The organism is Vibrio sp. THAF64 (assembly GCF_009363455.1).
GTDB lineage: Bacteria > Pseudomonadota > Gammaproteobacteria > Enterobacterales > Vibrionaceae > Vibrio > Vibrio coralliilyticus.
In genome coordinates this window covers 3,036,978-3,054,765 of the sequence record NZ_CP045355.1, presented here as the reverse complement: position 1 = coordinate 3,054,765, position 17,788 = coordinate 3,036,978, and the positions used below count along the sequence as shown (strand labels likewise).

General features: G+C 45.5%; 19 protein-coding genes and 1 tRNA gene. 13 read left to right on the top strand and 7 right to left on the bottom strand.

Features of this window, described 5'->3' with window-relative positions; genetic code table 11:
• Positions 1-17: 17 nt before the first annotated feature.
• A complete protein-coding gene (gene lptD / locus FIU99_RS14125) occupies positions 18-2,387 on the bottom strand; it encodes an LPS assembly protein LptD (protein WP_006958181.1) in 2,370 nt (789 codons plus the stop codon).
• 148 nt (positions 2,388-2,535) lie between these two features.
• Here lptD and djlA point away from each other — a divergent pair, with 148 nt between their 5' ends.
• On the top strand, positions 2,536-3,387 hold the full coding sequence (gene djlA / locus FIU99_RS14120) for a co-chaperone DjlA (protein WP_006958180.1): 852 nt from the start codon (positions 2,536-2,538) through the stop codon (positions 3,385-3,387).
• A 61-nt stretch (positions 3,388-3,448) separates the two neighbouring features.
• On the opposite strand, the gene FIU99_RS14115 is transcribed toward djlA, so the two are convergent.
• The 5 genes from FIU99_RS14115 to rpsU form a co-directional block, all read right to left on the bottom strand.
• A tRNA-Ile gene (locus tag FIU99_RS14115) sits at positions 3,449-3,524 on the bottom strand.
• A 140-nt stretch (positions 3,525-3,664) separates the two neighbouring features.
• Positions 3,665-5,518: an RNA polymerase sigma factor RpoD gene (gene rpoD, locus FIU99_RS14110; protein WP_006958179.1), complete on the bottom strand. Its 1,854-nt coding sequence runs from the start codon at positions 5,516-5,518 to the stop codon at positions 3,665-3,667.
• A 97-nt stretch (positions 5,519-5,615) separates the two neighbouring features.
• Entirely contained in the window at positions 5,616-7,373 is a 1,758-nt protein-coding gene (gene dnaG / locus FIU99_RS14105) for a DNA primase (RefSeq protein ID WP_152472317.1), read from the bottom strand.
• Positions 7,374-7,466: 93 nt separating this feature from the next.
• Complete coding sequence (locus tag FIU99_RS14100; RefSeq protein ID WP_019277505.1) at positions 7,467-7,910, bottom strand: GatB/YqeY domain-containing protein; 444 nt, start codon at positions 7,908-7,910, stop codon at positions 7,467-7,469.
• A 27-nt stretch (positions 7,911-7,937) separates the two neighbouring features.
• Positions 7,938-8,153 carry a 30S ribosomal protein S21 gene (gene rpsU, locus FIU99_RS14095; protein WP_001145625.1) on the bottom strand — a complete coding sequence of 72 codons (216 nt, stop codon included), beginning with the start codon at positions 8,151-8,153 and terminating at the stop codon, positions 7,938-7,940.
• Positions 8,154-8,381: 228 nt separating this feature from the next.
• Between rpsU and tsaD the strand changes: the two genes are divergently transcribed.
• Positions 8,382-9,398, top strand: a complete 1,017-nt coding sequence (gene tsaD / locus FIU99_RS14090) for a tRNA (adenosine(37)-N6)-threonylcarbamoyltransferase complex transferase subunit TsaD (RefSeq protein ID WP_152472316.1) — start codon at positions 8,382-8,384, stop codon at positions 9,396-9,398.
• Positions 9,399-9,532: 134 nt separating this feature from the next.
• The gene (locus FIU99_RS14085; protein ID WP_006958175.1) at positions 9,533-10,348 is read left to right on the top strand and encodes an alpha/beta fold hydrolase; all 816 of its coding nucleotides are present in this window, start codon (positions 9,533-9,535) and stop codon (positions 10,346-10,348) included.
• Between the two features lie 17 nt (positions 10,349-10,365).
• Here the strand turns inward: FIU99_RS14085 and plsY are convergent, their stop codons facing one another.
• Positions 10,366-10,977, bottom strand: coding sequence for a glycerol-3-phosphate 1-O-acyltransferase PlsY (gene plsY, locus FIU99_RS14080; RefSeq protein WP_006958174.1), 612 nt, complete (start codon positions 10,975-10,977; stop codon positions 10,366-10,368).
• 158 nt (positions 10,978-11,135) lie between these two features.
• Between plsY and folB the strand changes: the two genes are divergently transcribed.
• The 10 genes from folB (at position 11,136) to nlpD (ending at position 17,767) form a co-directional block, all read left to right on the top strand.
• A complete protein-coding gene (gene folB, locus FIU99_RS14075) occupies positions 11,136-11,489 on the top strand; it encodes a dihydroneopterin aldolase (protein WP_006958173.1) in 354 nt (117 codons plus the stop codon).
• Positions 11,486-11,980 (top strand): 2-amino-4-hydroxy-6-hydroxymethyldihydropteridine diphosphokinase, encoded by a 495-nt coding sequence (folK, locus tag FIU99_RS14070; RefSeq protein ID WP_006958171.1) that lies wholly within the window; start codon positions 11,486-11,488, stop codon positions 11,978-11,980. The genes folB and folK overlap by 4 nt, the downstream gene beginning before the upstream one ends.
• An 11-nt stretch (positions 11,981-11,991) precedes the next feature.
• Positions 11,992-12,795, top strand: a complete 804-nt coding sequence (locus tag FIU99_RS14065; RefSeq protein WP_006958169.1) for an undecaprenyl-diphosphate phosphatase — start codon at positions 11,992-11,994, stop codon at positions 12,793-12,795.
• A 112-nt stretch (positions 12,796-12,907) separates the two neighbouring features.
• A complete protein-coding gene (gene ftsB, locus FIU99_RS14060) occupies positions 12,908-13,186 on the top strand; it encodes a cell division protein FtsB (RefSeq protein WP_006958167.1) in 279 nt (92 codons plus the stop codon).
• Positions 13,187-13,188: 2 nt separating this feature from the next.
• Entirely contained in the window at positions 13,189-13,893 is a 705-nt protein-coding gene (gene ispD, locus FIU99_RS14055) for a 2-C-methyl-D-erythritol 4-phosphate cytidylyltransferase (RefSeq protein ID WP_043009251.1), read from the top strand.
• 3 nt (positions 13,894-13,896) lie between these two features.
• Positions 13,897-14,376, top strand: coding sequence for a 2-C-methyl-D-erythritol 2,4-cyclodiphosphate synthase (gene ispF, locus FIU99_RS14050; RefSeq protein WP_019277514.1), 480 nt, complete (start codon positions 13,897-13,899; stop codon positions 14,374-14,376).
• A 46-nt stretch (positions 14,377-14,422) separates the two neighbouring features.
• Positions 14,423-15,469 carry a tRNA pseudouridine(13) synthase TruD gene (truD, locus tag FIU99_RS14045; RefSeq protein ID WP_006958153.1) on the top strand — a complete coding sequence of 349 codons (1,047 nt, stop codon included), beginning with the start codon at positions 14,423-14,425 and terminating at the stop codon, positions 15,467-15,469.
• Positions 15,470-15,480: 11 nt separating this feature from the next.
• Positions 15,481-16,224 carry a 5'/3'-nucleotidase SurE gene (surE, locus tag FIU99_RS14040; protein WP_172845461.1) on the top strand — a complete coding sequence of 248 codons (744 nt, stop codon included), beginning with the start codon at positions 15,481-15,483 and terminating at the stop codon, positions 16,222-16,224.
• Between the two features lie 2 nt (positions 16,225-16,226).
• Positions 16,227-16,853, top strand: a complete 627-nt coding sequence (locus FIU99_RS14035; RefSeq protein WP_006958151.1) for a protein-L-isoaspartate(D-aspartate) O-methyltransferase — start codon at positions 16,227-16,229, stop codon at positions 16,851-16,853.
• A 2-nt stretch (positions 16,854-16,855) separates the two neighbouring features.
• Positions 16,856-17,767, top strand: coding sequence for a murein hydrolase activator NlpD (gene nlpD, locus FIU99_RS14030; RefSeq protein WP_006958150.1), 912 nt, complete (start codon positions 16,856-16,858; stop codon positions 17,765-17,767).
• Positions 17,768-17,788: the final 21 nt, after the last annotated feature.

Below are 17,788 nucleotides of genomic sequence, written 5' to 3'. Positions count from 1 at the left end.
GACCACAGGCTTTTAAATTAGTTGTTTAAGAAGAACGGACGTCCGTAACCTAAAGAGCTATTTGCCGTATCAGAACCGGTGACACCGGAGTCAGAGCCTATAGCAGTACCGAAGCCAATAATACCAAAATTAAAGCTGAAGTTGTTTTCATACACTGGCTGAACTGGATCAGACAGTAAGCCACTCTGAAGCTGATTACTGTATGAAAAACCTATATACCAGCAGTCTGAGGTATAGCGTAGGTTTGCTAGCCACTCTAAATCTTCTTCTGTTGTTAGATCATAGAAATATTGGGCGCTTGCATTCCAGTTTCGAGTTAGTTGATAGCCTGCAATTAACCCAGCCTGAGAAATTCCATCTTTAGTTAAGCTATCCAAATTAAGACTTTCTCCTACAGTACTTTCAAGATAATTACGTGTTACGTAGCGATAGTTACCTTGAATGAAGCCTCCAGAGAAGCGGTACTCAAGTGTACTGTTACCAAGCTGGACTTCACTAGTATCAATATCATACTGGATACCGCCATGGTAGAAGAGGTAATCGTCGTAATTGAAGTCCATCTCCACTGCCCAAGCCGAATAGTCAGATTTGTTGTCTTGGTTAGCAAGTGAAGAGTTCTTAGTATCTTTATCAAGATAGAAGATTTGACCGAATGAGATATTTAGACGTTCCTTATATTGATCGTCAAAGAAGCGTGTTGATGCGCCATAGCTAAACTGGTTGGCGGCAGCAATTCGATCAACGCCACTATATTTACGACTACGAAATAGCCCGTAATAGTCGGTTTGCAGCAGCGTTGTATCGTAGAGGTAAATCTCACTTTGATCTTCTTCTGGAACATACAGGTATTGGATCTGCGGTTCCAGCGTCTGAGTGTAGTTATCAAACAGAACGGTATCCCTTTCGAGAACCACGCCAGCATGAGTTCTAAACTCTGGAATCACTCGAGAAGTGGACTCCTTTAGGTTGTAACCATCGTTGCTAAAGTCAGTAAGGTTAAGACCATCTAAGTCTTGTTGATAGTAGGTGCCTAGTACTCGAGCCTCTGTTGTCCAAGTCCCCCAAGTGGTACCAACTGGGATTTTTATACCGGGCTCAACATGCACTCGTGTAGCTGATGGCTTATCTGGATCATCAGTGTCAAATTGAGAAACATGACTGATGACATCAAAATCAAGATAGCGCATTAGCTCTGGAGCATAATAGTTAAACTCAACTTGAGGCAAAAGTCGGTATGGAGTATTGCTACTAGTTGTTAATACTTGGAAATCTCGAGTTAAGATTGTGGCATCCCAAGCTGATGAACGATAAGTAGCTTGCGCTTCTTGCAGAAGTTGACCATCTGATTGATTCCCCAAGCTTGAGTCGACATTAGAAAAGTAGCTGATGTCACTGACTTTGGAATAATCTATTTCGAATTTCCAGCTTTCTTGGAAAATACCGTTGTGTTGCCATTGAAATCCCCATCGGTCTCCTTGTTCTGGGTATTTTTTATCATCAGGTAGGTATTCAGATTTCAATGTACTATAGCCGAGATCTGACAGGTAACGAAACTCACTGTTTAGCTGAGTACCTCGTTCTTGCATGTACTTTAGTGTGGTTTCTAAATCATAGTTGGGTGCCAAGTTCCAGTAAATCGGCACTTCCATTTCAAAGCCATCACTGGAGCCATAAGATACCGTTGGGTACAAGAATCCTGTTTTACGTGTATCACCAATCGGAACTGTTAAAAACGGCAGATAAAAAACAGGCACGTTGAGGATTTCAAAGCGTGGATTATAGAAGGTAGCTTCTTCTTCGTTCTGGTCGATATCGATACTTGATGCTTTCATTCGCCAAGACTTATCACCTTCTGGACAAGATGTAATCGTCCCATCTTCTATCTCATAAACAGCCTTGCCCGTTTTAGAGACATAGACGGCTTCACCACGACCAGGCTCACATAAAAACTTATAGTTAGTGTTCTCTAGTGTCACTTCTTCAGTATTGAGTTTGTTGACAGCTTTATCTGATATAGTTTTCAGTTCGCCATCACTGAATGTCACGTTACCTTCTGCCACCACAATGTTATCTTGCTGATGCAAGGTAACATTGTCTGCTTTCATACGTTTCTTGCCTTGAACGACAGTAACATTGCCACTGTAGGTGGCTTTGTCACCATTGATGGCTTCTAAACTGTCGGCTTCAACGTTAATTGGCAGTTGATTTGCGTTTTCAGGCTCCTCTTCATTGACCAGACATTGGTCAATAAGGTCTAATGTTTGGCATTCGCCAATGAAAGGCATTTCTTGTGAAGTATCGAGAGGGATGTCTTCAGCCTGAGCTTGAGGCATAAGAAACGCGGCACTAATAGAAGTGGCTAACAAGGTGCGAGAAAAACGTGGCATCGAGTTTTACTATCCTGTTGAACTTGATATATCCGGTGAATAGATGACCGAATGTAAAATAAAACGGTCCTTATAATAAAGGAATTTGTCGCTTACGGCACTATCAGACCGCTTTACTAGGAAAAAATTCAGAGATTGAGAGCACATAATGCATATTTTCGGCAAAATACTCGGCACTTTTTTTGGCTTTCTGATGGGAGGACCATTTGGTGCGATATTCGGTCTATTTTTAGGTCACCAGTTCGATAAAGCCCGCCGTCTACGCCAAGCTGGATTTAATTCGGGCTTTGGCGGCGGACCTAGTCAAGCTGAGCGGCAAGAAGAGTTTTTCAAAGCTGCGTTTGCGGTAATGGGGCATGTAGCGAAAGCTAAAGGCCAGGTCACTCGTGAAGAAATTCAGCTGGCGACCACCATGATGGAACGAATGAATCTACATGGAGAGTTACGCCGCGCCGCACAGAATGCTTTCCGTGAGGGTAAAGAAGCAGACTTTCCGTTAGACACGGTTTTAGAACGAGTTCGTATTTCGTCCGGTGGCCGATTTGATTTAATGCAGTTCTTTTTAGAACTGCAAATCTCGGCGGCGTTTGCGGATGGTGATATTCATCCGAGCGAGCGCAGTGTATTGCATAAGGTAGCGAAAGGATTAGGCTTTTCTTCTGACCAACTAGAGCAGCGCTTGCGTATGCAGGAAGCGGCGTTTCGCTTTCAGCAAGGGGGCTTCGGAGGACACTCAGGTGGTGGGCATTCCCACCAGTCTGGCGGTTGGCAACAAGCCTCGACTGCGGATCAATTAAGTGATGCATACAAGTTGCTGGGTGTCGACAGTAGTGCCGATACAAAAACAGTTAAACGTGCTTACCGTAAGTTGATGAATGAGCATCACCCCGATAAGCTAATGGCAAAAGGTTTGCCGCCAGAAATGATGAATGTAGCCAAAGAGAAGGCACAAGAGATTCAAAATGCCTACGACTTGATCAAAAAGGCCAAAGGTTTCTGAGGTAATAGAAATCTAGAAAGCAAAAAGCCTGATGAGTTTCCTCATCAGGCTTTTTTGTATTTGGTGGCCCCTCGCAGACTTGAACTGCGGACCAATCGATTATGAGTCGACTGCTCTAACCACTGAGCTAAGGGGCCATATAGGGCAATGATTATAGGGGATGCAGATCTAGCTGTCTAGACGCTATCTAGGGTAAATGCGCTTAGATTTTATCCACTTAAATCGATAAACAATAAAAAAGGCGAGCTAATGCTCGCCTTTTAATCAATTTGCTTGGTTATTCATCCAAGAAGCTGCGCAGAGTTTCTGAGCGGCTAGGGTGGCGAAGCTTACGTAGTGCTTTTGCTTCAATCTGACGAATACGCTCACGTGTTACGTCAAACTGTTTACCAACCTCTTCTAACGTATGGTCAGTATTCATATCGATACCGAAACGCATACGGAGAACTTTCGCCTCACGAGGCGTTAAACCAGCCAAAACGTCTTTCGTTGCAACCTTAAGGCTTGTAGAAGTAGCCGAATCAAGAGGTAGCTCAAGCGTTGTATCTTCAATGAAGTCACCTAGATGCGAATCTTCGTCATCACCGATTGGTGTTTCCATTGAGATTGGCTCTTTAGCAATCTTCAGAACTTTACGGATTTTGTCTTCCGGCATCTGCATGCGTTCTGCAAGTTCTTCCGGTAGCGGCTCGCGACCCATTTCCTGAAGCATTTGACGAGAGATACGGTTAAGTTTGTTGATCGTCTCGATCATATGAACCGGGATACGGATAGTTCGTGCTTGGTCAGCAATCGAACGAGTGATCGCCTGACGAATCCACCAAGTCGCATAAGTCGAGAACTTGTAACCACGGCGGTATTCAAACTTATCTACTGCTTTCATCAGACCGATGTTACCTTCCTGAATCAGATCCAAGAACTGTAGGCCACGGTTAGTGTATTTCTTCGCAATAGAAATTACCAGACGTAAGTTTGCTTCTACCATCTCTTTCTTCGCACGGCGAGCTTTCGCTTCACCGATAGACATGCGACGGCTGATGTCTTTGATGTTCTGAACAGTGAGCGACGTTTCTTCTTCAATCACTTTTAGTTTCATGATTGAACGACGAATATCATCTTCGCTGCGACGGATTTTTTCCGCGTACGGTTTATCTGAAGAGAGAATCTCGTCTAACCAAGCTTCGCTAGACTCATTGCCCGTGAAGAGAGTAATGAACGATTTCTTTGGCATTTTGCCATACTCAACAGACGCTTTCATGATAAGGCGTTCTTGAGTACGAACACGCTCCATTGAGGTGCGTAGCTCTTCAACTAGGTAATCAAACTGTTTAGGTGTTAGACGGAACTCTTTGAAGACGTCGATAACCATCTCATGCGCAAGTGTCGCTTTCGGGCTCTCGTTGCCATACTCGTTACAAGCAAGCTGGTAGTTCTGGAAAGTGTTACGTAAAGCCGTAAATTTCTCTAGAGCAAGCTCAGGGTCAATACCTGTATCTTCCTCTTCTTCATCGTCTTCAGACTCTTCCGCGTCTTCTTCTTCAGCATCCTCATCTTCAAGATCTGACTCTGCAAGCTCAGAACCGATATGCGTAGCTGTTGGTGCCGCCGTTTCATCTGCGTCTGGATCCACGAAGCCCGTGATAAGGTCGGTTAGGCGAAGTTCTTCTGCCTGAACCTTATCAAACTGCTCAAGAATATAAGGGATGGTTCCTGGATACTCAGCAACGGCATTTTGAACTTGGTTGATACCATCTTCAATACGCTTTGCAATATCGATCTCACCTTCGCGAGTCAGCAGTTCTACGGTACCCATTTCGCGCATGTACATGCGCACTGGGTCAGTGGTGCGGCCGATTTCATTCTCTACGCTTGATAGCGCAGCAGCAGCAGCTTCAGCTGCGTCTTCATCGGTGATTGTATCGTCATCATTCAGTGCAAGATCATCAGCATCCGGAGCGGTTTCCACTACTCGAATGCCCATGTCGTTGATCATCTGAATGATATCTTCGACCTGCTCGGAATCTACGATTTCTGCTGGCAGGTGGTCGTTTACTTCTGCGTAGGTCAGATAGCCTTGTTCCTTGCCTTTAATGACAAGTTGTTTTAGCTGTGACTGCGGATTTTGATCCATAGACGGTATCCAACTTAGTATCTGGTGAAGGAATTAGTATGCGAGTGCAAACCACACATATTAACAAATTAATTTGTTGCTGACTATTCGAACAGGGTTACGCTTTTAAATCTAGCATTAGTGCTAGTAGCTCCCTTCTTTCTTCGGTTGATAAACCGACACTTCTTTCTTTGGCCTGCAGATTCTCAATTTGCTTTTCGACGCACTGAGCCAGTATTTTGTCCAGCGAGTCTAAAAATATATCTTGTTCGTTGTCTTCGTCGAGCGGGATTTCCCATCCGGCTAAGCGAGACAGTAGAGCGTCATGGCTCGTATTTCGCCAGTGTTCGGTCAACTGGCCTGTGTTTACATTGGGGTGGTGATGACAATATTCAAGCACCTCAACAAATAAACTTAATCCCGGTACCGATAAGCCTTTCACGCTTGAGAGGTCAGGTACCATTTGAGCATAGCTCGGATTTTGAATAAGCAAAGCGATAACCTCACGCATTGGAGTGCGCTTGAGCTCCTTATGTGGCTGAGGCCTGCTTTCATTTGTCTTTCTACGCGGTTGGCGTAGTCGGTTATCAAACCCTGTGCGCTCATCAAGTAACTTTTCCAGTAACTCTTGGAAATAAGGATCTGGAATTTTGTTAATCAAGCTACTGGCATGGGCTCTTAAGGCCGACTTACCTTCATTGCTTCCTAAGTTGAGCTGATGAATCTCGATTAAATTTTCAAATAGGTAGCGTGAAAGCGGAATGGCTTGATGCATTTGCTGCTCAAAGGCATCTTTGCCGTATTTTCGGATATAGCTATCTGGATCTTCACCATCAGGAAGAAACAAAAACTTCAGAGTGTTACCTGTTTTTAGGTATTGCAGTGCATTTTCTAGCGCACGCCAAGCCGCCTCTTTACCTGCACGGTCGCCATCATAGCAACACACGACGGTATTGGTCTGGCGAAACAGCAGCTGAATATGATCGCCAGTCGTAGATGTACCAAGTGAGGCCACCGAATAATCGACACCATATTGCGCCAGCGCGACCACATCCATATAGCCTTCGACGACAAGAATCTGAGGAGGCTCGCGGTATGCTTGGGTCACTTCGTAGAGCCCGTAGAGCTCCTTACCTTTGTGGAAGATTGGTGTTTCTGGTGAGTTAAGATACTTGGGTGTGCCATCTCCAATGACTCGCCCACCAAAACCAACTACTCGACCTCGACGATCACGGATTGGGAACATTACCCGGCCGCGAAAGCGGTCATAGCGGTTGCCTTTGTCGTTCTCAATCAGCATACCACCCGAAACAAGCATATCTTGCGCTTGTTTCTGCTGGCCAAAGTTTTTTCGCACCAGATCCCATTCATCAGCGACATATCCGATGCCAAACTTCTGAACGATTTCACCAGATAAACCGCGATCTTTGAGGTAATCAATCGCGACCTTACTGCCAGAAAGTTTGAGCTGGTCTCGATAGAACTGCGCAATACCAGTCATTAAATCGTAGAGATTACGTTTTTGTTCGGTATTTGCTTGAGGCTGATTGGCAGGAAAGCGGCCACCTTGACGTTGCTCTCTTGGAACATCAACCCCAAGGTAAGAGGCGAGTTCTTCAATGGCTTCAGGGAATTCAAGGCGCTCATATTCCATCATGAAGTCGATGGCATTACCGTGTGCCCCACAGCCGAAACAGTGATAAAACTGCTTTTCTTGGCTGACACTAAAAGAAGGTGTTTTCTCGTTGTGGAAAGGGCAGCATGCGCCGTAGTTTTTGCCTTTTTTCTTAAGTTTTACCCGAGCATCAATGATATCGACGATATCCAGTCGAGCCAGTAGGTCATCAATAAAACTGCGGGGGATGTGTCCTGCCATAAAACCTAACAAAGAAAGAAAAGACTAATCTAGATACAAACAAGCCGTGCGTTCCAGAGGATAGCACGGCTTGCTGCAATTTTGGTTGGGTAATTAACCTAGTTTAGCGCGAACTAAACCGCTTACTTTACCCATATCTGCACGCCCTTGAATTTGAGGCTTAAGCACGCCCATTACTTTACCCATGTCTTGCATGCCCGCAGCACCTGAATCAGCAATAGCACTCTCAATAAGTGCTGCCACTTCTTCATCAGTTAGCGGTTGAGGCATAAAGTCCTCAAGTACAGCAATCTCAGCTTGCTCAGCGTCAGCCAGATCTTGTCGACCTGCCGATTCAAATTGAGCGACAGAGTCGCGACGTTGTTTAACCATTTTCGTCAGCACAGCGAGAATATCGTCGTCGCCCAGAGTAATCTGTTCGTCAACTTCACGTTGCTTAATGGCGGAAAGAGCTAAACGAATAGTGCCAAGGCGAAGTTTGTCCTTGGCTTTCATCGCTAATTTTTGCTCTTCTTTGAGAGTATCAATCAGAGCCATAACTAGAATCCTTTTTGGACTTAGCTATTAGTACAGGCGAACGCGACGAGCGTTTTCGCGAGCTAGCTTCTTAGCGTGACGCTTTTGAGCCGCTGCTTTAGCGCGTTTGCGAACTGTAGTTGGCTTTTCGTAGTGCTCACGACGACGCACTTCAGAAAGGATACCTGCTTTTTCGCAAGAGCGTTTGAAACGACGTAGAGCAACGTCGAACGGTTCGTTTTCACGTACTTTAACTACTGGCATATGCCTTTCACCTCAGGGGTTATTCGTTAATGCTGACTTCACAGTACCGAGCTTTAATACTAGGTCTACAATCAGCTTGATCAAAAATGGTGCGGAATTTTAATCCGATCACATAGGCTTTGTAAAGCCCTTTGTAGTCTATTCAGTATACAAAATTTGTTTGCGAAGCCAAGCCGAGGTAAGATTGCGCCAATTTTGAATCAGAGATTAAGACACCTAGGTTAAACCATGCGCATTATTGGTATTGAAACCTCATGTGATGAAACAGGCATCGCGATTTACGACGATGAGAAAGGGCTGCTTTCTCATAAGCTATATAGTCAGGTTAAACTCCATGCCGATTATGGAGGTGTGGTACCTGAACTTGCCTCACGAGATCATGTAAAGAAGACGGTCCCATTGATCAAAGCCGCAATGGCCGAAGCGAACCTGACGCCAAAGGATATTGATGGAGTGGCGTATACCGCAGGTCCAGGTTTGGTTGGGGCGTTGCTTGTTGGTGCAACTATCGGTCGTAGCTTGGCGTATGCGTGGGGTGTACCTGCGGTGCCTGTCCATCATATGGAAGGCCACCTTCTCGCGCCTATGCTAGAAGATAATCCTCCTCCCTTCCCATTTGTCGCAGTCTTGGTCTCTGGTGGTCACTCAATGATGGTCGAAGTGAACGGCATTGGTGAATATAAGATTCTCGGTGAGTCGATTGATGACGCCGCAGGGGAAGCATTTGATAAAACAGCTAAACTGATGGGTTTGGATTATCCAGGTGGTCCACTGCTTTCCAAGTTAGCTGAAAAAGGCACGCCAGGGCGCTTCAAATTCCCTCGTCCAATGACAGATAGACCTGGCTTAGATATGAGCTTCTCAGGGCTGAAAACGTTCACAGCGAATACCATTGCAGCGAATGGTGATGACGAACAAACTCGTGCAGATATTGCACTGGCGTTTGAAGAAGCTGTGTGTGCTACATTGACGATTAAATGTAAGCGAGCGCTAGAACAAACGGGCTTTAAACGTATCGTAATAGCGGGTGGCGTGAGTGCTAATCGTCGATTACGTGCTGATCTAGAACAACTTGCGCAGAAAATTGGCGGTGAGGTTTATTACCCTCGTACCGAGTTTTGTACCGACAATGGAGCAATGATCGCGTATGCAGGTATGCAACGATTGAAAAATGGTGAGCTGGCGGATTTATCGGTTCAGGCGACGCCACGTTGGCCTATCGATCAGCTTGAACCTATCGCATAGATTGCTTGTTATAAGGCCGCTCTTGAGAGTCGGCCTTTTTTCTTTATTCTCGGATAAAGTGAAAACATCCGAGGTGTTAACTTTGTCATTAATGATACTCTTGGGTTTTATAAATATTATCAATGGAAAAAACTGTGAATAAATTTGCTGTAGATGGCCATCAAATGGCGTATCAAGATGTTGGCCAAGGCCCAGTTATCGTTTTTGGTCACAGCTATCTGTGGGACAGCGAAATGTGGGCGCCTCAAATTGAAGTATTGAGTCAAAACTATCGCTGCGTAGTGCCGGATTTTTGGGCTCATGGTCAGTCTGAGTTTGCTCCGGCTTCAACTACCTCATTGGTGGATTATGCTCAGCAGATTATAGCGTTAATGGACCATCTGGAAGTTGAGCAGTTTTCGATTATCGGGCTTTCTGTTGGTGGTATGTGGGGCAGTGAAGTGGTGAATCTAGCACCTGAGCGTGTCAAATCTCTGGTTATGATGGATACGTTTGTCGGTTTAGAACCAGAAGTGACCCACAAAAAATACTTCACTATGTTGGAAACTATTTCGGCCGCACAAATGGTGCCAGAGCCTATCGTTGATATTGTTACTCCGATGTTTTTTGCGCGAAATGCAGAGCAAAAGTCACCTGATTTAGTGGCTGGATTTCGAGAGAAGTTATCTAATCTGAAGGGTCAGCAAGCTGCGGAAGTCGCACGTATGGGGCGAATGGTGTTTGGTCGTCGAGACCAAATCGAAGATATTGAGAAGTTCGCGTTACCTGTGCTGATCGCTGTAGGGCAAGAAGACATTCCTCGTCCGGTCCTGGAATCGTATTTAATGAACGATTGCATTACGGGCTCAGAACTTATTCAGGTGCCGAAAGCTGGTCACATTGCTAACCTAGAGCAACCGGAATTTGTTACCGCAATGCTTCAGAACTTCCTTTCCAAGGTATATAGCTAAACAATAATAAGGCCTCTTCATGAGGCCTTATTGAGTCCTTTCTTTTTCTCGCCGACTTTGGGTTCCGTTCCCTCAAACAAGCGTCTGATATTTTGGTGGTGTCTGAACACTATCAGGCAACATAGCATAGCGACAGGTAATGTGTATTGAGGTTTGATCATCCACGTATATAAAGGGGCTAACAGTACCGTGATGATGGCAGCCAGAGATGAATAACGAAAAATCAATACAACCAACAACCATGTCGCAATGATCATTGCTGTTAAGTCGAGCCCTATTGGGGCTATGGCGCCTAGGGCAGTCGCAACGCCTTTACCACCTTTAAAATGAAAGAAGATCGGATACATATGGCCTAAACAGGCTGCGATCGCAATTACGCCAAGAATGATCGGATCGATATTCAGGAAGTAACCACCCCAGACGGGAATAGTCCCTTTGAGCATATCGCACAGCAGCACTGCCGCAGCTGCCTTTTTGCCACCAATTCTTAACACGTTGGTCGCCCCTGGGTTATGAGAGCCGACTCCACGAGGGTCAGGAAGCCTGAGTACGCGACAGATCAAAACTGCACTCGAGATCGAGCCCAATAGATAGGCAAAGATGATCATGACAAGTGCTAGTGGCGTCATAGTAAAGTTACTCGTTATAAAGAGATGTTAGCTAGGCAAGTAATTGATATCATATCGCGCTTAGAATACTCAAACTACCAACTGCGTGGCGTTTGAGATAAAAATAGTACGACTTTTTACCTGATTTGGGTATCCGACCTCTAAAGGAAGCAAAGCGCATGGATAAAGTATTTATCGAGCAGTTAGAAGTGATCACCACTATCGGCGTTTACGATTGGGAACAGGAAATCAAACAAAAGCTGGTTTTGGATATTGAAATGGCTCATGACAACCAACCAGCAGGTAAAAGTGATGATGTGGTTGATGCGCTGGACTATGCGCAAGTCAGCTCAGCAGTGTTATCTCATATTGAATCTGGCCGTTTTTTACTTGTCGAGCGTGTGGCTGAAGAAGTGGCTCAATTGATCATGACGCAATTCAGTGTGCCATGGGTCAAGATTCGCCTCACCAAACCTAGTGCGGTACCGCAAGCTTCGGGTGTTGGAGTGATCATTGAACGAGGCGTGGCATGAATACCACATACATTGGAGTAGGATCCAATGTAGAAAGGCGTAAACATATTGAAGCCGCGATAGTTGAGTTGTCTGAGCTAGGTCAGGATCTTCGATTGTCCACGATTTATGAATGTGAAGCGGTTGGGTTCGAGGGGGACACCTTCTATAACCTTGTCGTAGAAATGAAAACGCCATTAAGTTTAACGGAATTTTCACGACAACTGCGTCATATTGAGCTCAAATGGGGGCGCGAAGAACATGCGCAGAAGTTTCAGCCGCGAACTGTTGACCTGGACATCATCTTATTTGGCCATCATGTCTCTGAACAGGCTCCAGAATTGCCTCGTAGCGATATCTACAAATACGGTTTTGTGATTGAGCCACTTAATGAGTTATGCGCTGAACTTTGTGTGCCAGGTGATGGTCGAACCATACGCCAAATCTGGCGCGAATCGTCTTATCCAGAAACCTTAAACAAAGTCGACCTCTGGTTTGATTACCAAACATAATTGAGTATCTAATGAGTTATTTTGAAGCGTTTATTCTGGCCTTAATACAAGGTCTTACCGAGTTTTTGCCTATTTCCAGCTCAGCGCACTTAATCCTGCCTTCAGCAGTATTGGGCTGGGAAGATCAAGGTTTAGCGTTCGATGTGGCAGTGCACGTTGGCACGTTGGCAGCTGTCATGATCTATTTCCGTAGTGAAGTAGTGTCGTTACTGTCGGCCTTTTTCGCGTCTATTTTTAAGGGTGATCGCAGTAAAGAAGCAAAACTGGCGTGGATGATCATTCTAGCAACCATTCCTGCGTGTGTGTTTGGTTTGCTAATGAAAGACTTTATAGAATTGTATCTGCGCAGTGCATGGGTGATTGCGACCACCACCATCGTTTTTGGCCTATTGCTGTGGTATGTCGATAAACATGCCAGCCTCGCGGATGATGAGTATCAGGCAGATTGGAAGAAAGCATTGTTTATCGGTGTTGCTCAGGCACTAGCCATGATTCCTGGCACTTCTCGTTCTGGCGCGACAATCACGGCAGCATTGTACTTAGGCTTTACCCGTGAAGCGGCTGCAAGATTTTCTTTCCTCATGTCTATCCCTATCATTTTATTGGCTGGTGGTTACTTAGGTCTGAAATTGGTGAGCAGTGGCGACCCTATTTATCTAGGCGTTTTGCTGACAGGGATCGTAACCTCGTTTATCAGCGCCTACGTATGTATTCATTTCTTCCTGAAACTGATCTCTAGAATGGGGATGACACCTTTCGTGATTTACCGATTAATCCTCGGCTTCGGCTTGTTTGCATTCTTACTCCTGCAGTAAGCGCAGAAGTTAATCAATATCTTTGTAAAGACCACATGCGTCAATCTCGCTTGAAAAGCGACATTATGATATATATGTGGTCTTTCTATATCTCTCATTCTTAGAATATTTTATGCGAATTTTTGCCCTAACTTTACTCTCGTTATTAGGCTGGCTGCAGTACACCTTGTGGCTGGGCAAAAATGGCATTTCTGAGTTTCAGTCGGTCAATGCTGAAATTGAAGTTCAGCATCAGGTCAATGGCAATCTGCAGAACCGAAACAATGAAATGTTTGCTGAAATTGATGACCTTCGCCAGGGGCTAGACGCTATCGAAGAGCGTGCTCGCCATGAACTGGGAATGGTAAAAGAAGGTGAGACGTTTTACCGCATTGTCGGAGATGGCAACTAAGCATGACGCAAGTGAACCCTTCCATTGTCGCTATAGTCCCTGCTGCTGGTGTTGGCAGTCGCATGCAGGCAGATCGCCCAAAGCAGTACCTATCTATTAACGATAAAGCCGTCCTTGAGCATACCGTCGAGAAACTACTGCAACACCCTAAAATAGACAAAGTCATCGTATCGATTACCGACGGTGATCCATACTTTCCGCTGCTATCTATTGCTCAAAACCCGCAGGTGGTAAAAGTGGATGGAGGAAAGGAGCGAGCAGATTCCGTATTGTCTGGGCTGAAGTTCGTTTGTGACCATCAGCTCGCCGATTGGGTGATGGTGCATGACGCCGCCAGACCATGTGTAAAACAGCAAGATTTAGATAAGCTTATTGAGGTGTCACTACAGCACGAGGTTGGAGGCATTCTTGCTTCGCCTGTTAGAGACACAATGAAAAGAGCAAACAGAGGTCAAAATATTGATCATACTGTAGATAGAGAAGCACTGTGGCACGCACTGACTCCACAAATGTTTAAAACTGAGCAGCTGACCACGGCCCTGAGTGAGGCGCTTTTGAAAGGTATTACGATTACTGACGAAGCGTCTGCAATGGAGTGGTCTGGGCAATCTCCAGCTCTGGTACAGGGTTCGGCGGATAATATAAAAATTACTCAGCCCGAAGATTTAGCGCTCGCAGAGTTTTATCTTAATCGTAATAAAGGATAAATCATGATTCGTATTGGTCACGGCTTCGACGTTCACAAGTTTGGTGGCGAAGGCCCGGTAATTATAGGTGGTGTTTCTGTGCCGTATGAGCAAGGGCTGATCGCTCACTCAGATGGTGATGTTGCTCTACATGCTCTATGTGACGCTTTACTCGGAGCCATTGCAGCGGGTGATATTGGTCGTCACTTTCCTGATACCGATGATGAATGGAAAGGGGCGGACAGCCGAGATTTGCTGCGCGACGTGTACCGCAGAGTTAAAGAACAAGGGTATATACTGGGAAATGCGGACGTCACCATTATGGCTCAAGCACCCAAAATGGCCCCGCATATCACGGCGATGTGTGAAGTAATTGCGCAAGACCTTGAAACGGATATTGGCAATGTGAATGTCAAAGCGACAACGACTGAGCGCCTTGGTTTCACTGGCCGCAAAGAAGGTATTGCGACCGAAGCGGTCGTATTACTTATAAAACAACAATAAAAACTACGCCTTGGTGACTATCGCTTAAAGGGGTAACGGTAACATTATGACTGACATTTTATCTTCACTTGCCTATTTGAATGGAAAACCTCAAGCCACGGGGAAGTTGAAAGCCCAGCCGCAGCATTTTCAGGTTAACGAGGATCTTGGCTTTGCCTTTACTGGCGAAGGGGAGCATCTGATGGTGCGTATCCGTAAGACGGGAGAGAACACCAGCTTTGTTGCAAATGAGCTGGCGAAAGCCTGCGGCGTGAAATCGAAAGATGTCAGCTGGGCTGGTTTAAAAGATCGTCATGCTGTGACTGAGCAGTGGTTAAGTGTTCATCTGCCTAAAGGGGATACTCCTGATTTCAGAGCGTTTCTCAGCCAACATCCAAGTATTGAGATTGTTGAAACCAGCCGCCACAACAAAAAATTACGCCCAGGTGATTTAATCGGAAACGATTTTATCATCACGTTGACAGAAGTAAGTGATGTCGAAGATGTACTTGTGCGACTGGAATCCATCCGCCAACACGGTGTTCCAAATTATTTTGGTAGTCAGCGTTTCGGGAACAACGGTAACAATCTCAATGAAGCAAGACGTTGGGGCCGTGAGAATGTGCGCACTCGAAACCAAAATAAAAGAAGCTTGTATCTTTCGGCAGCACGCTCGTGGATCTTCAACAACATAGTGTCACAACGCATTGAACAAGATGTGTTTAATCAGGTTATTGAAGGTGATTGTATTCAGGCTTCTGAAGGCGTTGTCATTGCTGAATCAGAAGCACTGGCAGAACTTAACGAGACCGTTAAGCAAGGCGATGCCCAGATAACGGCAGCGATGGCGGGTGACAATGCTTTGCCTACTACAGAGAAGGCGCTGGCTTTGGAACAGCCCTATCTGGATGCTGAGCCTGACTTGATGGCTCTGATTCGCGGAAATCGTATGCGCCATGACCGCCGACCTGTAGCGCTAAAACCTCAGGAGCTCTCTTGGAGTGTTGAGCAGGACACAATAACATTGCGATTCTCTTTGGATGCTGGCTGTTTCGCCACCGCAATCATTCGTGAGCTTATTCAGGAACAGGAAGTGGAGCGCAGCTACGAATGAATAAGAAAGCGCTGAAAATATTATTAAGTAACGATGATGGAGTGCATGCTGAGGGGATTCATGCTTTGGCTGAAGCATTGAGCGACCTTGCCGACATTACCATTGTGGCGCCTGATCGAAATCGCTCTGGAGCATCAAACTCACTTACACTTGAACAACCTCTGCGTGTCAAAGAGTTATCGGCAGGTATATATTCTGTTCAGGGAACACCTACCGATTGTGTGCACTTTGCATTAAATGAGCTGATGAAAGATGACCTTCCGGATTTGGTACTGACGGGTATTAATCATGGTGCGAACTTGGGTGATGATGTGCTTTATTCCGGTACGGTGGCTGCTGCAATGGAAGGGCATTTCCTTGGGGTTCAGTCGATAGCTTTTTCTTTGGTAGGTAAAACTCACTTTGCAACGGCTGCTCATATCGCAAGAGACATTGTCGAGCAGCACCTTACGGCTCCGATACCAACCAATAGATTATTAAATATCAATATTCCCGATCTGCCATCTGATGCGCTGAAAGGTATCAGTGTCACTAGGTTAGGTGCGCGCCATCACGCGGAAGCGATGATCAAGCAGCAAGATCCGCGAGGTCATGATATTTATTGGTTAGGGCCTCCGGGTAAGGAACAGGATGCTGGAGAAGGTACTGATTTCTATGCCATCGAGCAGGGTTTTGTTTCACTTACCCCGCTCCAAGTAGACCTGACGGCTCATGAGTCGTTACGCAGTATGGATAACTGGTTGAAGGACAAGTAAGAATGATGAATCCACATGCCGATAGATTGATCGACTTTCTGGTCGCCAGCGGCATTCAGGATCAAAACGTGATCAACGCAATTTATGCTTTGCCGCGAGAACGGTTTGTTTCTCAGGCGATGGTACATCAAGCGTATGACAACAACGCATTACCCATCGGTCAGGGGCAGACCATATCTCAGCCCTATATTGTTGCTAAGATGACCGAAATGCTTGAACTTCGCTCGACAAGCAAAGTCTTAGAAGTGGGGACCGGCTCTGGTTATCAGACGGCTGTACTAGCTCAGTTGGTGGATCATGTTTATTCGATAGAGCGCATCAAGTCTCTCCAGTGGGAGGCAAAGCGTCGCCTTAAGCAACTGGATATTTATAATGTATCGACGAAGCATGGAGATGGTTGGCAAGGCTGGGCCGTGAAAGGACCATTTGACGCAATTATTGTCACCGCAGCGGCAGCTTCCGTGCCTCCTGTACTGCTTGAGCAACTCTCGGAAGGAGGCATTCTGGTGATTCCGGTCGGTGAAGGTGTCCAGCAGTTACTGAAAATTACCCGTCAGGGCGATGAGTTTTTATCTCAAATTATCGAAGATGTACGTTTTGTTCCCCTGATTGCTGGTGAACTTGCTTAACTATGAAGTGTTGGTCTAAGTTTATTCCTGTTGTGGCTTTAAGTAGCATACTGATTGGATGTGCTGCTCATTCCCCTGCGCCAGTTTCAGGTCTCAACAAAGACTACAGTTCTATCTCACGTGGTAGCTACCGAGGCAGTTACTATCAGGTCAAGAAAGGTGATACGCTTTACTTTATTGCGTACGTCACAGATAAAGATGTAAAAGATATCATTCGTTACAATGGCTTAACGGCGCCATACACCATCTTTCCTGGTCAAAAACTAAAACTTTGGCAACCTGCCTATAACCCGCCAGCGTACGGTGGTACAGGCGCTGGTGCGGTATCTGCACCTGTTGTTGTCGCAGCGGTATCAACATCATCTATAAAATCGAGTAAAAACTCGAATCAAGCGGTTAGCTCTAAAGGCACGCAAAGCAAACAAAAAGTGGTTAAAAAAGATCCAGTTAAGAAGGTTGATCAATCAAAATCAAAGGAGTATGTTGGTTCTAAAAGTAAACAAAACGTTAACAAATCGGTCAGTAGCTCTAAACCAAAGAATGAGAAAATCTCTAAATGGTTATGGCCAACCAAAGGGAGGGTAATCAAAAACTTCTCAGCTGGAGACCAAGGGAATAAAGGCATCGACATTGCAGGACAGCGAGGTCAGCCGATAACGTCTACAGCTAATGGCACCGTTGTTTATTCGGGTAACGCGCTGCGCGGTTATGGTAATCTCGTGATTATCAAACATAACGATAACTACCTCAGTGCTTATGCGCATAATGAACGGTTGCTCGTACACGAAGGACAAAGTGTAAAAGCAGGCCAGAAAATCGCAACAATGGGCAGTTCTGGAACCAACAGTGTTCGTCTACACTTTGAAATTCGCTATCAAGGTAAGTCAGTGAATCCAAAACGCTACTTACCCTAATACTTAATAGGTAAATAGCGA